This is a genomic window from cf. Phormidesmis sp. LEGE 11477 (assembly GCF_015207105.1).
In the GTDB taxonomy this organism is placed as follows: domain Bacteria; phylum Cyanobacteriota; class Cyanobacteriia; order Phormidesmidales; family Phormidesmidaceae; genus Phormidesmis.
Window position 1 is genome coordinate 105,671 of record NZ_JADEXO010000003.1, and the last position, 23,929, is coordinate 129,599.

The following is a 23,929-nucleotide window of genomic DNA, read 5'->3' on the forward strand; positions in this document are numbered from 1 at the left end:
ATCTGTGTCTGTCAACTGTTTTTAGCCTGGCTGTTCTAGGTTCTCTAGGCCGTCAATTACTTTAGCTGAGATGATTTTGTCTTCTTGGCTGAGCGATCGCAACACCTCTTTGCCGTCGATCGTATAGCCAAAGACCGCATAGCGTCCGTCGAGCATGTTGCGGCCCGCAGGCGTTAACTCTGCCTCAAACAAGAAGAAGAAAAACTGCGAAGAGCCGCCATTATTGTCATCGCTAGGTCTAGCGAGTGCCAAGCTGCCGTAGGAATTAAACGGCAGAACAGGCTCGTCCATATATTGACCGATTTCTTCTAGCGTAAAACCGTAGATCGGCTCGTCGTCTCCCTTGACTAGAATCTCCATTGGGATCGCCCGATACTCACCCGTCTTCGGGTCGATATAACCCGCCTCCGGGCCTTCTGGATCGCCTGTTTGCAGCACATAGAAGTCTTCAGCACGGATAAACGGCATGTCGTCGTAGAATCCTTTGTTCACCAGATCGACAAAGTTACCAGCCGTCACCGGAGCGCTGTAGCCATCTGCCACTACGGTAACATCGCCCTTAGTTGTCGTGAATTTAATAGTTGATCTGCCTTTTAGCTGCGGTAGATTGTCGTATTCTTCTGGCACTTCAAACGGAAAGCCGTCTACCATCAGCTCTTCTAGCTCACCGACTTGATCGAGCAACTGTTTACGCTCGGTCCAAACAGCTTCTTTATCTTCAGCCTCAATTGCCTCACGAATTGGCTCTAATCCACCGGCTAAGCTATCGAGAATCTCACTGGCCTGCGCCTGACGCTCTTCTGGCACGCTCGCTAGGATGGCCTCTCTCTTTTTGTTTAACACTCTCTCTACTTTCTTCACATCTTTCTTCATTGGGCCCCAGCGCTTGCTGCGTAGCCATTCAGAAATCTCTTCTAAATTACCTTGAATCGAGCGAATCTCTTTGTTGTCAACAGGCAAGGCGTAGCGCAATAAAGCCGCACCGTCTGTGATTGCGTTGCCCGGTGGCAGCCCGGCAAAAATAGGAGACAAGGTAGGGTTGAGTGCGCTTGCCTGAGCCGGCATCACGGATGTAAGTAGACACATCGCCGATAGCAGCAGGCTAAAACAGGCGGCTTTGATCAGACTTTTGAGCTTTCGCAAATTCATGGCTTGATCGTAAGAGGGCTTCTAGGCGTTCAGGTTTGATCTTGCCATAGTCTGTACCCTAGAAGCTGAGTCATAGGCGGATGATGTAACCCTTATTAGCAATTTCGCCCAGTCAGCTAGACAGGCAGTTGCTAGATGATGGGTAGTTGACTAGTCGCTGATGAGGAGTTGAAGCGTTAGTTGAGCGTGAAAGGGCCACTGCCAATTAGCCTTTGCTAGCCGATTTAGCCTGTTAATTTATAGAGCATAATTGGCGGGCAACTTACCGCCGGGCTGTACAATGATTGCCGATTGCCTTAGCACTTTTTAGCTATCACCATGATCTCTAGCAATGATTTTCGCACCGGTACCAGTATCGAAATTGATGGCTCCGTGTGGCGCGTCGTTGAGTTTTTGCATGTAAAACCTGGTAAGGGTTCTGCTTTTGTGCGTACTAAGCTAAAAAACGCGCAGACGGGCAACACGCTAGAGCGCACATTTAGAGCTGGCGAGATGGTGCCTCAAGCAGTGCTTGAAAAGAGAAACAAGCAATATACCTACAGAGACGGCGATCAGTATGTCTTTATGGATATGGAAACCTATGAAGAAAGTCGCCTGAACGCCGATCAAATTGGCGATTCAGTAAAGTATCTCAAAGAAGAAATGGAAGTGACCGTTTTAACTTGGGATGACAGGGTTTTGGAAGTAGAGCTGCCCAACTCAGTCACGCTAGAGATCGTTCAGACTGATCCAGGTGTCAAGGGTGACACGGCCACAGGAGGCACTAAGCCTGCAACGGTTGAGACGGGCGCTCAGGTAATGGTGCCTTTGTTTATTTCTCAGGGTGAAAGAATTAAAATCGACACCCGCAATGATACTTATCTAGGTCGCGAGACTTAGACTATGAAGCTCAAGCTATGAAACTTAGGCTATGCAGCTCGACGCTAACTATGCATTAACTATGCAGATGGGCTATGCAGATGGGCTCTAGCCGTGAATACTTTTTTGATATGGGATTTTACAGGTGAATTTTAAAGAACTCCGCGAGTTGGTAGCGGCTATAGACCAGACTGACATCGCTGAGCTAACCCTAAAGAACACTGAATTTGAACTGACGCTTCGCAAGCCTTCGGCGCTGCAACCAGATGTTGTTCTTAGCGCGGCTCATGCTGTCCCTACTGTGCCAAGTGCGCCAATTGCAGCGCCAGCGGCGGTTGTCAGCACCCCTACAGAGCCCGTTGCTCAGTCCACTCCGACGATCGATCCTTCTCTGGTCGAAATCACCGCGCCGATGGTAGGCACTTTCTATCGCTCGCCAGCGCCAGATGAGCCTGCCTTTGTAGAAGTGGGCGATCGCATTCAGTCGGGTCAGACCGTTTGCATTATCGAAGCGATGAAGCTGATGAACGAGCTAGAGGCCGAAGTGTCTGGCGAAGTTGTTGCTGTCTTAGTCGAAAACGCCGAGCCGATCGAATTTGGTCAGCCGCTGATGCGAGTGAAGCCGGTCAAATAGCGCTATCAAGCCCTATCAAACCGAGACGATCAATTGAGTAGGGATTTGCTATGTTGTAGTGATATGTCACCCCTTTGCCTGTAAAGGGAAGTCTAGGATGAGGATTGTCAGCCGTAGATGTACGATTCTCTACAGTTAGATCTCCCTTTTTAGTTCAGGAGACTAGTCCTTGTAAGCGAGGTATGTTAGGCCGAAAGTACCGCTCAAGCCGGAATTCTCAACCGAACTGACGAAATGAACATCTCGTGTCCTAAAAATAGCAGAAGTGACGAGATCCAGACAGTATGCCCAATGGAGCAGGACACAGATAATTAGCGTATTTTAGGAGGAAGATTATGACAGAAGGCATGATGAAGAACACCGCCCGTCAAGAGCAGTCCACCAGCACGCGATCTGCCACCGCCGCTTCTTCAACTTCTTCGAGCCGACTGTACCACCGATTAGAAGAAGCCCTTCACGCCGGGAGCGAAGTTTGGTTTCGCATGCCAGGAACCCGGCTAGTGGGCATTCCTATTTATTTAGATGTCGAATACGTCGAAGTCGTCGATGTTGATGTGGCCGAAGGCTTTGAAGACGAAGAGCTGCCTGACGAACCCTATCAACGCACTGTCTGGCTAATTCGTCTAGAGGAGATCAGCGCCATTTCTTATGCCACCGATCGCTGGAGCAAAGAGCGCTTTGAACGCCTACTAGAGCAATCTCAAAAAGACGATGGACCTGCGGATAAACCTCGTTAGATTCTGCATTACGTACATGGCCAACATGATTAAAGTCGCTCAGTAGTCGGAACAAACGCTGCTGGGCGACTTTTATGGCGATCGGCTACGCACGGACTACGTAGTTTTAGTAGTTAGCTTTACCGTTTATCTCTGCATCTTATGACTTTATGTAGGTTGAACCTGAGCGAGCGCATGTCCATATAACCTTGAGTGAATTGAGAAATTGCCTCAGCTTTCTATTGCCCTCACGTCTATTTATCTAGTGAATTATGCAATCCAAAGAGATCAACACACCACCGGCATGCCCTGATGTTCGAGTCGAAGATGACCGCACGGGCTTAACCTCAGAAACCATAAAACGAGCGTTTTTAGACAACTTGTTTTATGTGCAGGGGAAATCGCCAGAGATTGCCTCTATGCAGGACTACTATATGGCGTTGGCCTATACGGTGCGCGATCGCATGCTGCACCACTGGCTGAGTTCAGCGAGTACCTACCGGGCCGGGCAATCGCGCACGGCAGTTTATCTATCGGCTGAGTTTTTGATGGGCCCTTATCTGGGGAATAACCTGATCAACCTAGAGCTTTACGATGTCGTCGATGAAGCGATGGCCGACTTGGGTTTGAGCCTGCCAGAAATCATGGCGCAAGAGCAAGAGCCTGGTCTGGGCAACGGTGGCTTGGGTCGATTAGCGGCCTGCTATCTCGATTCGATGGCAACCCTACAGATCCCTTCTTTGGGCTATGGCATCCGCTATGAGTTCGGTATTTTCAAGCAAGAGCTGCAAGACGGCTGGCAGGTCGAGCGCACGGACAAGTGGCTCGCTAATGGCAATCCTTGGGAGATTGTTCGGCCTTTGTGGGCCCAAGAGGTCAAGCTAGGCGGCTATACCCGCGCCTATACCGACAATAAGGGCAGCTACCGGGTGGAGTGGGTGAGCGATCGCACTGTCAAGGGCGTTCCTTACGATACCGCTATCCTCGGCTACAAGGTCAACACTGCGACGACGCTGCGCCTTTGGAAGGCCGAATCGCCTGACGCCTTTGACTTTGAGGCGTTCAACCACGGTGACTACTCCGGCGCGGTTAACTCCAAGGTGGTCTCTGAGAATATCTCTAAAGTGCTCTATCCCAACGACGAGCACCTAGAAGGCAAACAGCTTCGTCTAGAGCAGCAGTACTTCTTTGTCTCTTGCTCCTTGCAAGACATGATTCGCATCATGCTGCGCGATGGCATTCCGCTAGAGCAGTTCCCAGAAAAATACACGCTGCAAATGAACGATACGCACCCTGCGATCGCCGTTGCCGAGCTGATGCGTCTGCTGATTGACGTGCATGAATTTGAATGGGACAAAGCCTGGGAAATCACTCAGAAATCTCTGGCCTACACCAACCATACGCTCTTGCCAGAAGCGCTAGAGCGCTGGCCGATTGGTCTATTTGGTAACTTGCTGCCTCGCCATCTAGAAATCATCTTCGAGATCAACCGCCACTTCTTAGAAGATGTGCGACTCAAGTTTGGCCAAGACAATGAGCGCATTGCCCGCATGTCTTTGATCGACGAAAGCAGCGGTCGCTATGTTCGTATGGCTAACCTCGCCTGCGTCGGCAGTCATGCGATCAACGGCGTGGCGGCCCTACACACAGAGCTGCTCAAGCAAACTGTGCTCAATGATTTCTATCAGCTCTTCCCTGAGAAATTTATTAATAAGACCAACGGCGTTACGCCCCGCCGCTGGATGGTGCTGAGCAATCCTAAGCTCACTCGATTGATCAATCAGCGAATTGGCAAAGAGTGGCCCACCGATCTTTTCCAGCTTAAAAAGCTAGAGGCATTTGCTGACGATCCGGGATTCCGTACCGAATGGCGACAGATCAAGCAGGCTAACAAAGAAGCCTTGGCTGTTCGCATCGAGCGAGCCACTGGCGTCAAAGTCAGCCCGACCTCTATGTTTGACGTGCAAATCAAGCGCATTCATGAGTACAAGCGTCAGCAGCTCAACGCCCTGCATATCATCTCGCTCTATCACCAGCTCAAGAACAATCCAGAGATGAACATCACCCCGCGCACCTTTATCTTTGCGGGTAAGGCAGCGCCGGGCTACTTCATGGCCAAGCTAATCATCAAGTTGATTACCTCGGTAGGCCGCGTCGTCAACCGCGATCCGGATATCCGCGATCAGATCAAAGTTATCTTCTATCCAAACTACAACGTTACCAACGCGCAGCCGATTTATCCTGCCTCTGATCTCTCAGAACAGATTTCGACCGCAGGCTTTGAAGCCTCAGGCACAGGCAATATGAAATTTGCCATGAACGGTGCGCTCACTATCGGTACCCTAGACGGGGCCAACGTTGAAATTCGTGAGGAAGTAGGTGATGACAACTTCTTCTTGTTTGGTATGCAGGCGCATGAAGTTGCTGAGCTAAAGGCCAAAGGTTATAACCCACGTCAGTACTATGAGGAAAACGAAGGGCTACGCACCGTACTCGATCTGATCGGCTCTGGCATATTCTCTAGTGGTGATACAGAAATGTTCAAACCACTGATCGATAATTTGCTAAATCAGGATAGGTTCATGGTCTTGGCTGACTATCAAGCCTATATCGACTGCCAGCAGCAAGTCAGCGCTGCTTATAAAGATCAAGATAGCTGGGTTCGCATGTCGATTTTGAATGCTGCTCGTATGGGTAAGTTCTCGTCTGATCGGTCTATTCAAGAATATTGCGATCAGATTTGGAACATCGAGCCTGTGCCGGTAGAGCTACAGGAGTACAGCAAAACCCTGTCGATGATGTCCGATAAGAGCACTCGCCTGCCGGTGTAGTCTCGGTGAGTGAAGCTGCTCTGGTTAGAAGCTTCACCTTCAATAAAAGCTAACCTCCAGTGATAGTAAAAAGAGCCTTCGGTTTTTTAATCGAAGGCTTTTGAATTGGATATAAAAATGAAGCCAGAAGATTTCAAACCGCTGATCGAAGACGCCTATAGCACTATTTCTCCATACATTCGAGAAACGCCAGTGATTCAGCTAAAAGAGGGTGGCTTTGGCATAGACGCTGGTCTGGTGCTAAAGCTAGAGCTGTTTCAGCACGCAGGATCTTTTAAATCGAGAGGCGCTTTCAACAGGATTTTGAACAATACTGTGCCACCAGCGGGCGTGATTGCAGCTTCTGGTGGCAACCACGGCGCGGCGGTCGCCTACGCAGCCAAGCGGCTGGGCTATTCGGCTGAAATCTTTGTGCCAACCGTTTCTTCTGCAACCAAGATCGAACGAATCAAAAGCTATGGTGCGACGCTCTCTGTCGGTGGCCGCGACTACTTTGAAGCTTTAGAGGAAAGTAATAGTCGAGCTACGCAAACGCATGCTTTAGTCGTCCATGCCTTCAATCAGTGGGAGGTGATTGCCGGACAGGGAACGGTTGGTTTAGAGTTTGAAAAGCAGTCTCCCGCGCTCGATACTGTTTTGATATCGGTCGGGGGTGGTGGCTTGATTGCGGGCATCGCCGCCTGGTATCAGGATCGGTGCCAGGTGGTGAGCGTAGAGCCTGAGAGCGCCCCAACTTTGCATGATTCTATGAGGGTGGGCGATCGCACGACTGTAGAGGTGGGCGGCATTGCCGCAGATGCGCTAGGTGCTAGACAAGTCGGCGAGATGATGTTCCCGATTGCTCAACGCTATGTCAATAAATGTGTGCTGGTTGACGAAGCTTCGATCATCAAGGCGCAGCTGCTGCTGTGGGATGAGCTGCGAATTGTAGCAGAGCCGGCGGGCGTAGTGCCGATTGCCGCTTTGATCTCGAAGCAATATGTGCCGCAGCCTGGAGAGAGAATTGGGGTTTTGATCTGTGGGGGAAATACAAAGCTGTCAGATTTTGTGGAAGCTACTGGAGGCTAACGACAACCCCACGACAAAGCCCAACCAGAGACTTTTCTGGTCGGGCTAGTAAAGCTAATTAGCGAGTAGGGTTAGGACTGATCTATCTCTGACTAACAGGCTCTGACTAACAGGCTCTGACTAACAGGCTCTGACTAACAGGCTCTGACTAATAGGCTCTGACTAATAGGCTCTGACTAATAGGCGGAGTAGTAAGCCATCGCGACGATCTGATTGCCAGCGCTAGATACCAGGCCAGAGACAATCTGCAGCGCAAAGATAGCGATGATAGCAGAAAGATCTAGGCCGCCAATCGGTGGAATGATGCCACGGAATATGTTCAGATAGGGATCTGTGAGCTGCGAGAGCGTGGCAAACACAGAGTTGGACCAGTCGATATTAGGAAACCAGCTCAGCAAGATACGGATGAATATTAGTACTAGGTAGATGCTAAGGAATGTAGACACTCCTTGGACAATAGGAGCAATGATTTGTGCAGGCATAGATCTACAGGATAAGCGTTGAAGTGTGTGGGTAGTTTCGTCGTTTGGATGTCTAAGCGTTTGAATGTCTGAGCGTTTGAATGTCTGAGCGTCTAGTCTTAGCGTCTATTAGAAGCGTAAGTTCTAAATAATGACTTGTATTTTAACCGATCGGCTCCCGATCGTGGGATAGCCTCTTATTCACTACAGAATTCACTACAGGAATTGAAGTCTTTAGCGCTCAGATCGACTGGTCTTGCGGACTGGTTCTAAATCGGTCTGAGGTCTGACCGTTGGGGGTATCGCTGCTGACTTTTCCCATTTGCAAACGGGCATCTTCAATCGCCATATTTAGCTGAGAGATTTTGTCTTCTAGGCCGCGTCTGGCAATTTCCATTTTCTCTTCGGCGCTAGCGCCTTCAAATCGGCGACGATCGTCTTCTGACATCTGAGCGAAGGTATCAGTTTCGTCCGTGCGTAGGCGGTTGCTAGCAAGTACGCCGACGATGCCACCAATAATTCCACCGACAAAAGCGCCAGCGACAAATCCACCTGCAAAGTTATTTCGACTCATGACTCTCCTTTATATCTAGGGCAACACTAGGTATCGAAGGTGCGATCGCCCGCATCTCCTAACCCTGGCACAATAAATCCATTCTCATCTAATCCTTCATCAATCATGGCCGCGTAAATTCCCACGGCTGGATACGAATCGGCAATCTTTTGCAAGGCAGGCGGAGCGGTCACGACTGAAACAATCCTCACTAGCGCCGGATCTACACCGCGCTGGGTGAGTTCAGCCAGTGTTGCCATCATCGTACCGCCCGTCGCCATCATGGGCTCACTGATCATGATTCGGGTATTGGGCTCAAACCTTTCTGGCAGCTTGTTGAGATACCAAAAGGGTTCTAGCGTTTCCTCATCTCTAGCTAAGCCGATGTGGTATGTCCGGCTGTTGGGCACCGTGCTCTGAATGCCTTCAACCAGTGCTAGTCCTGCTCGCAAAATCGGGATGACGACAACGGGCACCTCTGGATCGACAAAGGTCGCCGGGCAAGTCGTTAGCGGCGTTTCTACGGTCATATCCACAGTCGGTAGCCAGTCGCGTACGGCTTCGTAGGCTAGCCAGCGTCCTAGTTCTGTCATGGCACTGCGAAAGACACCAGATGGCGTGGTCGCGCTACGGACAACGCCCAGCCAATGCTTGATCAGTGGATGGGGCGGAACGTGAATACGCAGTTTCGGAGCCATGAAGTAGATGGGAAAGAGTGATCCCACTCATCATACTGCTGGGGAGAGAAGTATGAGTGATGAACGATGAATGATGAAGTGAATAATGGAACATGAGGTAATATCCAACATCAAAACGGCCACAAAAACGGCCATAAAAACGGCCATAAAAACGGCTAGCTGAGCCAGAATAGGCCACCTAGAGTCAGGGCAATGCCAATCAGGGCAATCCAGACAAATTGGTTATCGGCGGTGTTTACCTGGCTTAGGTCGATTGGTTCGGGTTCGGGCTTGGGCTTGCGGCGGCGAGGCTTTTTGGGTCTTTGGGCATAGCGGATTTGGCTGTCGTCGTCCATGCTCGCTAGATCTGGAATTTTGGTGATCCATTCTGGTTTTAGCTCTAGCTCAGGTGCTTCTAGGATGTAGAGGATGCGTTTGCTCTGCTGCTTGGTGTCTAGATCAGGGTGGACGATTAGCTTGCGACAGAGCGCTAGTCCTTCGGCTTCTCTGCCGCTGGCGATATAGGCGTTGACTAGCCATAGCTGGATTTCACCGCCCCGGCTGCCGACTGGGTTAGAGAGCGATAAAGCGGTTTGAAAGTGCGCGATCGCCTGCTTGTATCGGCCCCTTTCAAACAAAAGCTGACCACTGGCCATTTCTGCATTTGCCTGCGCCTTTTTTTCGGCATTGTTCAGTCGGTCGAGCGCAGAACGAGCCGTGTCCGGCTTGGCTGCTGACGCGGTATCTGGTGTGGCTTCTGGCGTAGTTAGGCGGCTCTTGCCGCTTTCTCCGTGATCGTTTTCTCTGCTGTCGCCTGCATTTTCGTTTGGGCGGGCACGATCATTAATCGAAGTATCAGGCTGAGGGATTTGCCCTGGCTCCACGGTCATGAATATCATCAAAATAGCTACCGCTGTCTATTGTATCGCGGTGTAATCTATCGCTAGAGCTAAACGCTAGACCTAAAGAGGATCAAAGGAGTCGGTATCGATGTTGATGGTTATTTCCCCTGCCAAAACTTTGGACTATACCGGAGTTGACTATCCCGACTTTACTCAGCCTGCCTTTTTAGATCAGAGCGAGGCGTTAATTGCAGAACTACGCGGCTATAGCCAAGCGCAGCTTTCAGAGCTAATGACGATCAGCGACAAACTAGCCAAGCTCAACTATCAGCGCTACCAAGATTTTCAAACGCCTTTTACCCCACAGAATGCTAAACAGGCACTGCTGGTTTTCAAAGGGGATGTCTACAAAGGCATTCATGTAGAAGACTATGACGAAGACGATTTATCTTTTGCTCAAGACTCTCTAAGTATTTTATCAGGGCTCTACGGCGTTCTGCGTCCGCTCGATCTGATGCAGCCCTACCGTCTAGAGATGGGCACTAAGCTGAAAACAGAGAAAGGCAAAAATCTTTACGAGTTTTGGAACCACAAAATCTCCGATCTACTCAACACTGATCTAGCAAAAGAGCCGCAGCCTTGTCTAGTAAATCTAGCCTCGAACGAATACTTCAAGTCGATCAAATCAGAGACTATTGAAGCGAGAATTCTCGACATTGACTTCAAAGAGAAAAAAGCAGACACCTACAAGATTGTTGCTATCTATGCCAAGCGAGCTAGAGGGCTAATGGTAGACTTTGTGATTCGCAATCGCATCGATAATCCAGAGCTGATGAAAGGGTTTGACAGCGATGGCTATAGCTTCAATAAGGCGCTATCAACAGCAGATCATTGGATCTTTTGCAGAGAGTAGGGCTATATCGTACCGAGGCGTGAGCATATGTACCGAGGGGTGAGCGGAGTCGAACCCCGGCTGTGACTTCGACTCCGCTTAGCACCTTAGACAGAAGCGGGTTTTGGCTCAGGCTTTAGCGGCTCTACTTCGCTCATCGCTGTTTTCACTCGCTCGGCGAAGTGCTCATCGACTTCGCGGAATAAGCCAAGCTGCCGCTGCTTGATAGAGTCTCTACACTTGCCGAGGCTGCCGCTGATGTTATGCACTAAACGATCTTTCTCGCCATCATTTAGTATCTGATAAAACATCTTGGCCTGGTCAGCGTAATCTTTTTCGTCTAGCTCTTGTCGATCCGCCATGCCCTCTACGCCATAGGCAGGTGGGGCAGCTTTTTGATCGGCAGTTGGGTATTTGTATTCGGTTGGGTGATAGTTCCGGCGGTTGCCGTAGTTGCCGTCTACTCTCATAGATCCATCGCGGTAGGGCGTGTTCGCTTCGGTCGCGTGTGGCTTGTTGACTGGGATAGTGTCGTAGTTTACGCCTAGCCGATAGCGGTGCGCGTCGGCATAGGACATAATGCGTGCCTGCAGCATCCGATCGGGTGACCACGAGATGCCAGGTACCATATTGCCTGGCGAGAATGCAGCTTGCTCGACTTCAGCAAAGAAGTTTTCAGGATTGCGGTTCAGCTCGAAGCGGCCTACTTTTTGCAGCGGATAGTCTGCATGGGGCCATATCTTGGTGAGATCAAATGGATTCCACTGGAAGTTTTTGGCCTGTTCTTCTGTCATGGTCTGGATGTACATTGTCCATGAAGGATAGTTGCCTTCGTCGATCGCGTTGAACAGATCTTTGGTTGCCCAGCGCGGCTCAATGCCTTGCAGCTTTTGCCACTGCTCTTCGGTAAAGTTTTTGATTCCCTGGTCGGTCTTGAAGTGGAATTTGACCCAGATTCTCTCTTCTTGGGCGTTAATGAAGCTAAAGGTGTGGCTGCCATAGCCATTTAGGTGTCGCCAGCCCATCGGTGCGCCGCGATCGCCCATCAGCCACATCACCTGATGCAAGCTTTCAGGCACCTGCGACCAAAAGTCCCACCACATCTCATCTTGACGCCAGTTGCTTTCGGGATGCTCTTTTTGCGAGCGAATGAAGTCCATAAACTTCATCGGATCGCGCATGAAAAAGATGGGTGTGTCGTTGCCCACCATATCCCAGTTGCCATCTTCGGTATAGAATTTGACCGAGAATCCTCGAATATCGCGGTAGATATCAGATCCGCCTTTCGATTTGGCTACGGTTGAAAACCGGGCAAATACTTCAGTTTCTTGGCCAACTTCAGAAAACAATTTGGCCTTTGTAAGATGCGTAATATCGTCTGTGACGGTAAAGGTGCCATACGCGCCAGCGCCCACTGCATGCACTACCCGCTCGGGAACGCGCTCTCGGTTAAAGTGGGCCATTTTCTCTAGCAGCGTATAGTCTTCCATCAGCAGCGGGCCATACTTTCCTGCTGTTTTAGAGACTTCGTTGCTGGCAATTGGAATGCCTGCTGCATTGGTCAAAGTGCCATTGTTGTTGGCCATGAAAACTCCTGGATTGAGTCAATCCTCTCGATTTGTTAGCGCTAGTATTTTTTAACTACTAAGGGCGTGATCGCAACCATAGAATGCTGGCTATGAGTTAACCTCTATAGAAAGATTGATATAAAAAGATTGAACCTTATTCCTTTTTTGCTGCTGCTTTTCTAGCCAGCTTCGAGTAGGTCTTGACAGTTTCGTAAGGAATATTCATATCTTGGGCGATCGCGTCTAACCGATCTCCCTGTTCTCTTCTGGCCAATATCGTTGCCCACTTTTGCGCGGTGTCCTTAGCTCGGTTTCCGCCCTGGCGTTTACGCTGCGATAGAAATAATTCTGTGAGCGCTTCGATGCGTTCAGCCAAGATCTGTTGCAGTGTCGGCACGGGGGCAGATTGTTGATCTGCTTGCCAGCCTAGATGAGTTTCTCCTAATCCAAATGTAGTTTTGTGCCCGGTTCCACAAAAAGGCGCTAGCCTAACCAAAGCGTAGAACAAAGTTTGAAAGTCTGGATTATCGGCTGCCGAGCGGTCTAGTTTGTAAGTGATTGCGCCGGTAAATCCGGTCACGGAGCCTTGTTTGCCAGCAACCACTTTGATAGAAGATAGCTGATGCTGCTGGATGATTACCTTGTTGTCTATCCAGTCTAAGAAACTGTCTTGGTCTACTGCTTTGCGAGCGAAATGGTTCCAGCGGCGCAGGTAGCTATGAAAAACGTTGGTAGGCAGCGGCAGCGGTAGGTGCTGACCTTTGCGACGAAAGCTAGTGGGGCTAACAAAGCTGAGGCTGACGCTGCCAGAGTCTGCTTTGGCGGCGTTGAGTAGTTTGGTGTAGGTGGTTGGATCTTGGGCCAGATGGATCGATGCGATCGCCAAGGGTGCATTGTTGAGCTCGACCGTGTCCGGCTGCTGGCGTAGCCAGATGGATAGTCCTTGGGCGACCTGTTTTGAAAGGGCGTTAACTCGCCAGGTGTAGGTTTGGCTAGCCTGTAACTTCAGCGTCTGTCGGTGGCCGACAAACTGACCGTTGAGCCCGGAGATGCTAAACGCCTTTTCGGATTGTCCATTGTGCAGGTAGGCAGATAGGTCAGGATCGAATGATTGAATCTGTTGGAGAAACCAGGCGTGTAGACCAATGGTGTATTGGGCGTAGAGTTCACAGTCGCTATGCGGTTGCAAAGAGAATTCTAGGCTGACTAGCTCGGAGGTTTTTGGCCATAGCGATCGCGCTGAAAGATTGAGCGGTTTGCCTTGCGCGTTGGCAAGCTTTTGAGATTTGGCTTTCGGCACTTTTGCTTGAGATTTCGCTTTCTTTGTCTGTGCGATTGTCATAGTGCTCTTCTCCGCTGAAGAGGTTAACTCCCTTTATATTGATACGGATTCGTCTTCTTTGGGGGATGGAAGCTGCGATCGACTGTGGTTTAAAGAGCTACCGCCCGAAGTTTGAGACGGCACTTTTAGAATAGTTAGTTTAATCCCTAAGAGGGTTTTAGAGTCGTTTCGACAAAGAGATGAACGTAATACAAGGGCAATATTCGGCGTTTCAATCCCTAAGAGGGTTTTAGAGTCGTTTCGACGAGCTGATCAAATGGCCAGACTATCTGCGAGAAATGTTTCAATCCCTAAGAGGGTTTTAGAGTCGTTTCGACTTCCAAGACGGATGGGTACAGCAGCTAGCTGATCGGTTTCAATCCCTAAGAGGGTTTTAGAGTCGTTTCGACCATGATAGACATTATCGGAGTATAGCTAGATGCCTCGTTTCAATCCCTAAGAGGGTTTTAGAGTCGTTTCGACCACCAAAGGCCATGCCGAATACGCTCAAGGCAGGCGCGTTTCAATCCCTAAGAGGGTTTTAGAGTCGTTTCGACATTGTTGGTGAAGTGTGGCTCTGAGGAATCGAAGAGTTTCAATCCCTAAGAGGGTTTTAGAGTCGTTTCGACCTAGGTTCTGTAGTGCGGGATGCGTTGATCACACGTTTCAATCCCTAAGAGGGTTTTAGAGTCGTTTCGACAGAACCTGTCAAAGCCCTCCCCGATTCAATTAATGTTTCAATCCCTAAGAGGGTTTTAGAGTCGTTTCGACAGCCGTATCAGGTGATTGTTGTTCGACCAGAAGAGGTTTCAATCCCTAAGAGGGTTTTAGAGTCGTTTCGACCGCAGCAGTTAAGCCAAGTGAGGCCCGCATCTCTAGTTTCAATCCCTAAGAGGGTTTTAGAGTCGTTTCGACGAGCCTAAGGATGCGATCGCGCTGCTGGGCTATACGTTTCAATCCCTAAGAGGGTTTTAGAGTCGTTTCGACACGGATCGCTAAAAGTCGGCGAGGTGCAGGAATACGTTTCAATCCCTAAGAGGGCTTTAGAGTCGTTTCGACTACAAAGGTGCGATCGCCAGAGTAATCCAGGGAGTGTTTCAATCCCTAAGAGGGCTTTAGAGTCGTTTCGACGCTACGGTTCACTTTGCGAATATTTGGGAGAAAAATGATAAGTTTCAATCCCTAAGAGGGCTTTAGAGTCGTTTCGACTAGTAATCGCTGGATCGATCGGCGGCAGTGAGCCGTTTCAATCCCTAAGAGGGCTTTAGAGTCGTTTCGACCTCCTTCTGCTTCAATCATTCGCCCCGTGACAATCATTGTTTCAATCCCTAAGAGGGCTTTAGAGTCGTTTCGACCTAAGAGCGAGTGCGTCGATGATATCAACCTCTTTTTGTTTCAATCCCTAAGAGGGCTTTAGAGTCGTTTCGACCTCCTCTTTGTTTAGTGGTCTGAATTTTTGCTGCCAGTTTCAATCCCTAAGAGGGCTTTAGAGTCGTTTCGACGTTGCAAAGCTGAGGAGGATCTACAGTGCCTAAGGGGTTTCAATCCCTAAGAGGGCTTTAGAGTCGTTTCGACCTTTACTTTTGCTCCATCTGCTCTAACTTTTCTAAGTTTCAATCCCTAAGAGGGCTTTAGAGTCGTTTCGACTCAAAGGCGTGTCGAGCTGGCGACCTTCAAAGGTGTTTCAATCCCTAAGAGGGCTTTAGAGTCGTTTCGACTTGATTGCACTACCCAAAACATCTTACTAATCGTTTCAATCCCTAAGAGGGCTTTAGAGTCGTTTCGACGCATCTGGATATAGCCCGTGAGTTCATCAGCGGGTGTTTCAATCCCTAAGAGGGCTTTAGAGTCGTTTCGACGATAAACATAGCAATCGGCGGCGCTCGCTTTTCGAGTTTCAATCCCTAAGAGGGCTTTAGAGTCGTTTCGACGGCTGGCCGCTGGAAGACTTACGGTTGCTAGTTTTCAAGGTACGTTTGCGCGAAGCAATAAAAATATAGTAATACATGGACGACGATTGTAAACATGGTTGAAATAAGAAACTGTCAAATCCAACTATGGTAAGCGTTTCAGCGATCGCGCGAACCTCTTTTTTCAACTCGTTCTCTGTAACCCCTGCCAGGTATACGTTCGAGGCCGATTCTAGCCAAAGCACAGTTCTACACCCTACCGCTCGCGCAGTTCATCACTTTTCTTCGCCTGCGCTTGACGCCAGCCAAGAATCAGCTTATCTTCAATAACTATAGCTGTGATGCCTATCACAGTGCTTTCAGAACTCAATTCTACTTAGCACAGCCAGCAGGTGTTCGAGCACCTACTGACTGCTAACCCTCAAGGATTACATGGCAATCCCGGAGTGCTGGGTCAACTGTACCTTAGCTACCCCGATTTGCACTACATCGACTTCGGGGTGGCTAAGTTGCGTTGGGTTCTGGTTTCCTCCAAACAAACACACAACTGGAGACCAGATCTCATGTTTATTTCTTCCGCTCAGGGTGCTACCGCGTCCACAGATTCTGCTGCAACTTCTGTTACCAGCTCTGCTTCAGTTCCACCGAACACACCCAACAACAATCCTAGTCAAGACAGCGGCGGCTACGAGGTGGTGCGCCATCTACTGTTTGGCCCGTTGCCCGTCATTCAGGCGACTATTCACCTATTACACCAGATTCAATATGCCGAACCGAATGACTGGAGTCAGCCTATCTCTACGGGCAAACCGAACGAGATGATGGCAATCTTGACCAGGCGGATCAGAATTGTGTAGCGTAATGGCCTGTTAACAATGCTGGGAAGCTGAGGAAACTGGAATGTTGGAAAGAGAACTGTTGGAAAGCTAGCTTTTGATAGCGGTGCCCGTAGGCGTAGGCTTCCCTTTGAGTTCGCCTTGAAAATGCCTGTGAGCACCGCATCTGAATTGTTGGACTATTTTGGTAGATCCACCATCTCTCTCACATTGCCCCTCACGCCGCCAACGCCCGAGTTAAAGTTACGATCTTGAGCATGAATACGCATCGGCAGGCCATTTTTTGGCGCGATAGTAATCAACCCATAGCGATCAATCGGTACCGTTGGCACCAGCTCTAGTCGATATCGCTGTAGCAGCATCGCCAGCACTACCTTTAGCTCCATCTTGGCAAAGGCCGCCCCAATACACATCCGCGAGCCCGCATGAAACGGCATGTATTCCCAGGTATCGGGCTGAATGTGCTCCCAGCGGCTAGGGTCAAATTTCTGAGGCTGCGGGTAAAGTTCTGGCATGTGGTGAGTCGCGTAGATGCTGCAATACACCTCGGTGCCGACTGGTAGCAAATGGCCGCCTAGCTCTATTGGCTGATTGTTGTAGCGCCAGGTAAACGGCACCGAAGGAATCAGCCGCAAACTCTCTTTGATCACGCCGTCTAACAGCGGCAATTGATCGAGCTGATCGATTCTAGGCGCTTCACCCTGCAGCACTGCCGTTAGCTCATCTAGTAAATCAGCGGCAATCTGAGGATGCTGAGAGAGCAACAGCATCGTCCAGCCCAGGGCCAGAGAAGTCGTCTCATGCCCCGCTGCAAAAATTGATCCCACATGGCCCAACAGTTCATCTTCGCTGAGGCCATCACCCGTCTCCTCATCCCGCGCCTGAATCAGCATCGAAAGCACATCGTTGCTGTCGCCCACTGGCTGCGATCGCTTCTGGGCAATTACCGCGCGCATCGCTTCATCAAAATCAGTGATCAAATTGAGAAACTTACGATAGGGCAACCCTGGCACATCATGCGGCAACAGGGCCGTGATCGGTTTAGATAGCACCTCTAGCGCCTGCTCAATTAGATGACCGACGCCCTGGCCTTCCTCGCCGCTGTCTTCACCAAATAGCGTTTTAGTCGCAATTCGCATCGCTAGCAGCCGAGTCATCTCGATCAGGTTAATGGTTTCACCTGGCTGCAGCTTGTTCAGCGACGATTCTGTGATTTCCACCATGTCCTGCCAATAGCCTTGAATCTTTTGCCCATGAAAGGCGGGCATCATCAGCCGTCGCTGGCGCTGATGGTCGGTGCCATTGACACCCCACAGCCCCACCAAAAAGTGCTTGAGTGGCTCTTTGCGTGCTTCGACCTCTGCCATCGGATACAGCGTCATCGAAAACGGGGTCAAATTCCACAGTGAATGGGGGGTACGCGCCTTGCGAATTAGCTCAGGCCCATATACCACCACCGTGCCGGGGCACTCGCCAAACGGTGTAAACAAATTGGTCTTGCCCCCGCGTGCCAAAGACGCAATCGGGCCATATTTCTGGAATAGTTTGTTGGAGTGGCCAATGGGATCTTGAATAAACTGAAATGCATTGCCTGTCTTGCCGACTATAGGCGTTTGGCTAGGGCCAGGAACCGTCCAGCTAATGGTTGAGTTAGCGGCAGTATCGGGCTGAGTAATCGTCATTAGTATGTTCCTAAGTAGTGTGTTCTTAGCCCTCATAAGGCTATGCGATCGCCAAGGAAGTGAACCCTGATTTTAATCAGGCTCAAACCCGCTACTATAGGGTAGTTTTGGGAGGGCGCGATCGCGTTTTGTTTGAGCTATGACGCTATCTTTTGATGTCGCTGCCACTCAACAGCGAATTGACAAATTCTGGCAGCTGCCCGCCAGCTTTGGCACAGAGCGCAATGCCTATCACAACTATCTAAACGAGATCGTCAGCGATCGCTATGCCCTGATTAGAGGGCTGCAGATCCTGCGAGACGAGCTGCAGTTTGCGGCTAACAGTCCAACCGATATGAACGTCTGCGGGGCTGATTTGAGTCTGCCGAGCGTCGTCACGACACTGGCCTATACCAACTGTGGCGATCGCATCCACCAGGGCGAAGCTACCAAACGCTATCGAGACGTGGTCGCCGCTCGATTTGCAACGCTCTCCGAGATTGGCGAGCTGAAGCTAGAAGCCTTTTTTCCAGCGGGCGGCGGTACCGACAACGGCGCGACCCTGGCCCACGTTACCGTGGCTCACGAGCTAGATGAACCGCTCAAAAATAGGCTATATGCTGGCAATCCTCAGTCTATTTCCTTGGTCGCCATCGATCTCAAAACCCATGTTGGCCGACTAAAAGAAGATGACAAACACGTCACCTATGGCAAAACTCGGGAATCTCCCTGGCGAGAGCCCAGAGCCGCCTGTGGTGCGATCGTTGGCGCACTCAGCGACTATCGCCCTCAAAATCTAATCCATCGCCGAATTAGAAGCGATTTAGGAGAAAGAAACTTTCAATATCTCTCGCAAAGTCATATCCTGACCGAGGAAGGCGTAGAAATTACGATGGCCGTAGCGGCTGTAATTGTCGCAATTCGCGGTATTCGCAATACTGCGATCGCCCTCAGTCAAGAAATGGATGAACGCGGTGTCGCTCATCTCACTGCTAGCACCACCGTCAATCGCCCTTCTAGAGACGATTTGGTGATCTACCTTGCTAGAGCCACCGTATTTAATGGCAAAATTCGCATTCAAAGCTTAGGACTAGAGGCTGAGCGCTATAGCGCTAGTTTGGTCAGTCACGCTGGCGAGAAAAGGCTACAGCTACGATACGACGACTGGGACAGTGAGAACTTACCGGTTGAACAAATTGGGTACAAAGTGCGAGATTCTGGACTGTAAGCGCCTATTCGCATAGCCGATCTACTGTCTCTTGCTGCGCTTCTACCGTGTCTGTGTCGTCTATATCTATGGCTGGGTCAAGCAAAAAGAGAGACTGCAGTGCGTCTGTAGGCAATCCTCGCTGGGCAAAATACTCCATTCTCGCAATCTCAGCGCCTGGTCTTTCTACCCTACTTTCTGCGATCGCTAGCCCATTGCCAATCAGCCACCGTTGAATATCAGACATCACTTCAAACGGCGGAAAAACGGTCGGCGCGTCCGATTCAACCTCGTCATAGACCTGCCAAACATACGAGCGGCCCGCCTGCAAGGGTTCCCCTGCATATCGCACCGAAGTTTGTTCTGGCGTGGGCTCATATTCCCACATCACCGCGTTGCTTACACTATCGACTACTGCCATTTTTGCCAGCTCGCCCCGCCAAACGAAAACAGGGCTTTGGTGCCATATTCGCGTTTCTTCTCCAGGTCTAGCAGGCGCGAGCAAACACAGCTCTCCTCTAGAAATAGTCGGCGGATCTTCCCATTCATCATCTCGAAAAATTCTCTTCAAAAGCTGACGAAAAGATGGTTCTGTTTGAACAGTTGGCAGCGTAGTTTGCGCGATCGCTGATTCCGTATCAGTGCCCTCTGTCAAAACAGCAGGTAAAACAACAGATATCGACAGCGCCAGCATACTAACGGACTTCGTAATAGAGTAAGGCATAGTAAAAAGAGCCACAGTAAAAGACTTAGGTCAGATTTAGCTCCCTCTCTCCTCGGGAGAAGGGCCGGGGATGAGGGCGACGAACAGTCGGCAAATAATCAAGCTATCTAATCCTCATTCCTTAGCAGCAGCGGGTAGAACAGTCGGCAAACAAAACACCCAAACGGTCGCCACAGGCAGCAGCCAGGGCAGCAATAGTTGCCCGGTTACGCCTAGCTGCAGGCTAAACCAGCCATAGCCCAAACTCGCCACCAGCAAGGCGAGCTGTCTACTCCGATAGGTGGGCTGCTGCCGCTGACAAAGTAGAACAATTCCCGCTCCGGCCAATACCCCAGCACCCACCAGCCAGAGATCTGGAATCGGCGTTAGGTAGTGCGCCCGCAGAAAGTGATGAACGGCATAGGCATTGGTTTGGCCACCCGTGAATCGGTGATCGCGTCCGGTGAGGCTACCTGTCTGAGCCTGCCAATAGGCGATCGCACTCGGTGTATCAATATAGTCTCTAGCCATGCCAGTACCCGCCTCATCATAGGCACCCGAGGCTACTATAACAACTTGATTTGGCCAGTCAAACTGCTCAACTAGCTGGGTTTGAGGGGTTTGCAACAGATCGTGAGCGCTGAGTTTGCGATAGATCGTGTTGGGCGGCAGTGAGTAGTCTAGCCGGGGATGCAGCCAGCGCTGATTCCACCAGCGAGAAATACTGGCCCAAGGAGAAAGCCTAAGCTGATAGAGCGCGGCCAGTTCAGATTCTCTATTTCGGCTTTGAATTTGGTTTTGAACAGTGGTGAATAGCGTCCGGCGATAGTCGGTTTGGCTCTCTAGATCAGGGGCGATCGCCGCTTGCAACTGAGGAGTAGATTGAGCGGCGAACTGATCCGTCGTTTGTGCGATCGCCAGCAGATACGAGAAAGGGCAGCTTTCCACACAGCTTCTCCCCATTGGCAGCGCCCGCAAGTACCCAACAGGCGTATTGGTATAGCCTTGCATCACCCAGTTCAAACTTGCCAGCTCTTCTCTAATGCCGATCTCGCCCTCGGCCTGAAGCACTGAACCAAACACTAGCGTTGACCCCTCAGCCACCGACTCAGACACTGCCTCGGCAAAGCGCCGATCGTTTTGCGCCTGAGCCCGGTCGAGCAGATAGTCGATGCCGACGACCCTAGCTTGCAATGCGCTCAGCCGATCGAGAATGCTAGCCAAATAGGCCCGGTCCATTGGATTGGGCACCCCATTCGGAAAGCCTTCGCGAATGGATAGATCGTCAATCTCTACCAAAAGCACGGGCGGCGATGCTGTGGGAACTTGGCCAGTGAGGTTTCTGTAGGCGGCTTGGACTCGCAGACGACGGGCGCTGAGCGCTTCAGCTGTAGGATTGAACAAACTCAGGCCAGCAATCAGACACAAAGTAGCGGTCTGCCAGCGAGTGTGGGGCAGCAGATCATCGAGCCAGGCTCGCCAGCCGACGGGCTGTAGCCGAAAGAGAACGGCGTCGCTGTGCCGAAAAAGAGAAGGCACCAGATGGGCCGAAGGATAGGTCAGATTGCTTTTAGATCGCAAAAACTGACTGGCCTTTTGCAGGGCCGTATGCACATCGTCAAAGCTGGCCAGGCTTTGCATGAACTGAATCAAAAAGACCTGAGCCACGCGGTTATGAATCGGTTCGCGCATGACCGCCACCTGGTTCAGGCCGATGTTAATCAGGGCATTGGCGATATCGAGCCCTTTACAAGAGTTGAAAAGAGCAAACTTTAGACCCTGCTGTTTGGCCTGACGCAAGTAGGGATCTAGCTCGCGCAAAGAAAGCGTAGTCTGCGGGGCGATCGCTACCTGTCCGCCCACCGCATTGGCCTCATTGCTATGGCCAAAGAACAACAGCATATCCCAACCGGGTGACGCCTGAATCGTGTTGCAGATTCTTTGCTTTAGCGCGGTGGGATCTACCCCAGGCTGCCAGCCAATCACCTGGATTTGGGCCAGGCGGTTTAGAGATGCGATCGCCGCTAGCTCTGCTTCAAAATCGAGTCCCGTATCGTCTCCTAAAATCACTAGTACCCTAGCCGCAGCATGGGGTCGGCTAACGCTTGTTATCGCCTCATGGACGTTGACTGGCAGCCTCGCTATTCGCACGGGCCGATGCGAGCCGTACTCAGCGTTGATCTCCCACTCTTCCCAAGGCCACCGCCCCAAATCTAGCGGATCGCAGGTGATCAGCAGATCGAGGCCGCCAGATGAGCCCTCACTAGCAAGTCTGGCCGCCGATGGTTCCGCCGCCTTTCGCCCCAGTTCGCTACGAATGTCAAACAGCGCCGCCTGCCGCAGCCACTGATGAAACTCATACAGCAGCTTCGCCTCCGCCTGTACTAGCTGTCCGTGCCAGTCAGGTTGAGCCGTGATCTGACCCGAGGCAACGGCTTTCCCTCTTAAGTTTGAAGTCGAAGGATTTGAAGTCGGGGGATTTGAAGTTGGAGAATTTGAAGGCGAAGGATTTGAAGGTAAGGCGCTAGATGGCAAAGGCCCTAGCCGTAGCGCCGACTGATAGTAATTTAAATAGATGCGCTGCCAGTTTTGATAGAAAGCTTCTACCAGATCTGGATAAGGCAGCTTCGCCGTCAGCCGCCGACCTCTACCCCACGTCAGCTCAAAAAAGCAAACCTGTTCGACCTGAGTGACTTTAAGTCCGTAAACGTCTGACATGGAGGCATTGTAGATCGGATTATGGCAAGGTTTTTCTGACGGTATAGACGTTATTCCCCCTCCATTGTTCTCTTGAGTCTGTATTTAGTTTGTAACTTTATTTTCTGTGGGCGAAAATTATCTGAATAGGATGTGTTTACCTAGAAAGATGTTTAGTCACCGATAGTTTATTGCAGGATCAGACCAAGATATGAAGCGTCGTCACTTTTTACAGTTTGCTGGCTCTACTTTGGCGGCGCTGGGCCTGAGTCAAGCGGATTTTTTGAATCAGGCGGAAGGATATGGCCAGGCGATCGCCCAGAATACCCCTCGCAAGCTAGCGCTACTAGTCGGCGTGAACGAGTATCCGGGGTTGATTCCTGACCTGCGCGGCTGTCTGACCGATGTCGATTTGCAGTACGAGCTGCTGGTCAACAAATTTGGCTTTGCCCCCTCAGATGTGCTGAAGATTTCTGATAGCGAAAATATCAAGCCGACCCGTCAAAACGTGCTAGACGCCTACGAAGAGCATCTAGTCAAACAGGCCAAGCCAGGGGATGTCGTGGTGTTTCACTATTCTGGCCACGGCATCCCCGTCAAAGACCCTGATCCGATCTATGAGGGCAGTGACGAAAATGGCGCGATTATCCTAAATGACCCGCTAGTGAGCGCCGGTCGCAATGCGCCGCAGCTCCCTGTAATCATGGGTCGAACGCTGTTTTTACTATCGCGATCGCTGCAAACCGATAACGTCACCACCATCCTTGATAGCTGTCATTCTGGCGGCGGCACGCGGGGCAGCGGTCTGGTTCGCGCTATTCCTCGTAATTTGCTGCGATCCGGCGGCGCTGGCTATGAAGCCATTCCCAGTGAGTTCGACCTGCAAAAACAGCTACTCGCCGACCAGGGACTCTCTCCAGAAGACTTTTTAGCCGCGCGCAAAGCTGGCATCGCTAAGGGATTGAGCATTGGCTCGGCCCAGTTTAGCGAGCTCGCCCTAGACGCGCCTTTCGACGGCTTTAAAGCAGGCGCATTCAGCTATTTGCTCACCCGCTATCTGTGGCAGCTACCCGGCAGCACTCGGGCAGAAGCCGTGAGAGTCAACCTTACGCGCAGCACCAAAGCCGCCGCCGCCGCCAAGCATCATTCTCAGGTGCCTTTGTTCCAATCGGCACCCGGTAGCGACAGTTTAGCAGCGCCGATTTACTTCACCGCTCCAGAGACTGGCCCCGCCGAAGCCGTCGTCACCAACGTCAGCGGTAATCAGGTTGAGTACTGGCTGGGTGGTCTGTCTGCTCAATCTTTGTCACTGACAGATGAAGCCTTGCGATTCACGGTGCTAGAT

19 protein-coding genes and 1 CRISPR repeat array are annotated in these 23,929 nt (G+C 50.9%); of the genes, 9 read left to right on the plus strand and 10 right to left on the minus strand.

Annotated elements, in window-relative coordinates; genetic code table 11:
• Window positions 1-21: 21 nt before the first annotated feature.
• Window positions 22-1,149, minus strand: coding sequence for a peptidylprolyl isomerase (locus tag IQ256_RS01875; protein ID WP_228024478.1), 1,128 nt, complete (start codon window positions 1,147-1,149; stop codon window positions 22-24).
• Between the two features lie 318 nt (window positions 1,150-1,467).
• On the opposite strand from IQ256_RS01875, the gene efp reads away from it, so the two are divergent.
• The 5 genes from efp (at window position 1,468) to IQ256_RS01900 (ending at window position 7,256) form a co-directional block, all read left to right on the plus strand.
• Window positions 1,468-2,028: an elongation factor P gene (gene efp / locus IQ256_RS01880; protein ID WP_193853708.1), complete on the plus strand. Its 561-nt coding sequence runs from the start codon at window positions 1,468-1,470 to the stop codon at window positions 2,026-2,028.
• A gap of 124 nt (window positions 2,029-2,152) precedes the next feature.
• Complete coding sequence (accB, locus tag IQ256_RS01885) at window positions 2,153-2,641, plus strand: acetyl-CoA carboxylase biotin carboxyl carrier protein (RefSeq protein ID WP_370623326.1); 489 nt, start codon at window positions 2,153-2,155, stop codon at window positions 2,639-2,641.
• Window positions 2,642-2,976: 335 nt separating this feature from the next.
• Window positions 2,977-3,378 carry a hypothetical protein gene (locus tag IQ256_RS01890; protein WP_193853710.1) on the plus strand — a complete coding sequence of 134 codons (402 nt, stop codon included), beginning with the start codon at window positions 2,977-2,979 and terminating at the stop codon, window positions 3,376-3,378.
• Window positions 3,379-3,629: 251 nt separating this feature from the next.
• Entirely contained in the window at window positions 3,630-6,188 is a 2,559-nt protein-coding gene (locus tag IQ256_RS01895; RefSeq protein WP_193853712.1) for a glycogen/starch/alpha-glucan phosphorylase, read from the plus strand.
• 117 nt (window positions 6,189-6,305) lie between these two features.
• Window positions 6,306-7,256, plus strand: coding sequence for a threonine/serine dehydratase (locus IQ256_RS01900; RefSeq protein WP_193853714.1), 951 nt, complete (start codon window positions 6,306-6,308; stop codon window positions 7,254-7,256).
• A 176-nt stretch (window positions 7,257-7,432) separates the two neighbouring features.
• Here IQ256_RS01900 and IQ256_RS01905 read toward each other — a convergent pair whose 3' ends face one another.
• The 4 genes from IQ256_RS01905 to IQ256_RS01920 all read right to left on the minus strand — a co-directional run bounded on the left by IQ256_RS01905 (window position 7,433) and on the right by IQ256_RS01920 (window position 9,846).
• Window positions 7,433-7,738 carry a YggT family protein gene (locus IQ256_RS01905; protein ID WP_193853717.1) on the minus strand — a complete coding sequence of 102 codons (306 nt, stop codon included), beginning with the start codon at window positions 7,736-7,738 and terminating at the stop codon, window positions 7,433-7,435.
• Window positions 7,739-7,958: 220 nt separating this feature from the next.
• Window positions 7,959-8,291: a gas vesicle protein gene (locus tag IQ256_RS01910; protein ID WP_193853719.1), complete on the minus strand. Its 333-nt coding sequence runs from the start codon at window positions 8,289-8,291 to the stop codon at window positions 7,959-7,961.
• Between the two features lie 26 nt (window positions 8,292-8,317).
• Complete coding sequence (gene upp, locus IQ256_RS01915) at window positions 8,318-8,968, minus strand: uracil phosphoribosyltransferase (RefSeq protein WP_193853721.1); 651 nt, start codon at window positions 8,966-8,968, stop codon at window positions 8,318-8,320.
• Window positions 8,969-9,123: 155 nt separating this feature from the next.
• A complete protein-coding gene (locus IQ256_RS01920; RefSeq protein WP_228024479.1) occupies window positions 9,124-9,846 on the minus strand; it encodes a tetratricopeptide repeat protein in 723 nt (240 codons plus the stop codon).
• Between the two features lie 97 nt (window positions 9,847-9,943).
• Between IQ256_RS01920 and yaaA the strand changes: the two genes are divergently transcribed.
• Window positions 9,944-10,702, plus strand: coding sequence for a peroxide stress protein YaaA (yaaA, locus tag IQ256_RS01925; RefSeq protein ID WP_228024480.1), 759 nt, complete (start codon window positions 9,944-9,946; stop codon window positions 10,700-10,702).
• An 86-nt stretch (window positions 10,703-10,788) separates the two neighbouring features.
• Here the strand turns inward: yaaA and IQ256_RS01930 are convergent, their stop codons facing one another.
• Both IQ256_RS01930 and cas6 read right to left on the minus strand, forming a co-directional pair.
• A complete protein-coding gene (locus IQ256_RS01930; protein WP_193853725.1) occupies window positions 10,789-12,267 on the minus strand; it encodes a catalase in 1,479 nt (492 codons plus the stop codon).
• Between the two features lie 136 nt (window positions 12,268-12,403).
• Window positions 12,404-13,591 carry a CRISPR-associated endoribonuclease Cas6 gene (cas6, locus tag IQ256_RS01935; protein ID WP_193853726.1) on the minus strand — a complete coding sequence of 396 codons (1,188 nt, stop codon included), beginning with the start codon at window positions 13,589-13,591 and terminating at the stop codon, window positions 12,404-12,406.
• Window positions 13,592-13,727: 136 nt separating this feature from the next.
• Window positions 13,728-15,501: a CRISPR direct-repeat array (repeat unit 37 nt; unit sequence GTTTCAATCCCTAAGAGGGCTTTAGAGTCGTTTCGAC).
• A gap of 542 nt (window positions 15,502-16,043) precedes the next feature.
• On the opposite strand from cas6, the gene IQ256_RS01940 reads away from it, so the two are divergent.
• Complete coding sequence (locus tag IQ256_RS01940) at window positions 16,044-16,337, plus strand: hypothetical protein (protein WP_193853728.1); 294 nt, start codon at window positions 16,044-16,046, stop codon at window positions 16,335-16,337.
• A 158-nt stretch (window positions 16,338-16,495) separates the two neighbouring features.
• Here IQ256_RS01940 and IQ256_RS01945 read toward each other — a convergent pair whose 3' ends face one another.
• Window positions 16,496-17,998, minus strand: coding sequence for a cytochrome P450 (locus tag IQ256_RS01945; RefSeq protein ID WP_193853730.1), 1,503 nt, complete (start codon window positions 17,996-17,998; stop codon window positions 16,496-16,498).
• A gap of 139 nt (window positions 17,999-18,137) precedes the next feature.
• On the opposite strand from IQ256_RS01945, the gene IQ256_RS01950 reads away from it, so the two are divergent.
• Window positions 18,138-19,205 carry a hypothetical protein gene (locus IQ256_RS01950; RefSeq protein ID WP_193853732.1) on the plus strand — a complete coding sequence of 356 codons (1,068 nt, stop codon included), beginning with the start codon at window positions 18,138-18,140 and terminating at the stop codon, window positions 19,203-19,205.
• A 4-nt stretch (window positions 19,206-19,209) separates the two neighbouring features.
• Here the strand turns inward: IQ256_RS01950 and IQ256_RS01955 are convergent, their stop codons facing one another.
• Both IQ256_RS01955 and IQ256_RS01960 read right to left on the minus strand, forming a co-directional pair.
• Window positions 19,210-19,908, minus strand: coding sequence for a hypothetical protein (locus tag IQ256_RS01955; RefSeq protein ID WP_193853733.1), 699 nt, complete (start codon window positions 19,906-19,908; stop codon window positions 19,210-19,212).
• Between the two features lie 114 nt (window positions 19,909-20,022).
• A complete protein-coding gene (locus tag IQ256_RS01960) occupies window positions 20,023-22,605 on the minus strand; it encodes a CHASE2 domain-containing protein (protein ID WP_193853735.1) in 2,583 nt (860 codons plus the stop codon).
• 190 nt (window positions 22,606-22,795) lie between these two features.
• On the opposite strand from IQ256_RS01960, the gene IQ256_RS01965 reads away from it, so the two are divergent.
• A partial coding sequence (locus IQ256_RS01965; RefSeq protein ID WP_193853737.1) for a caspase family protein occupies window positions 22,796-23,929 on the plus strand: 1,134 nt, incomplete at its 3' end.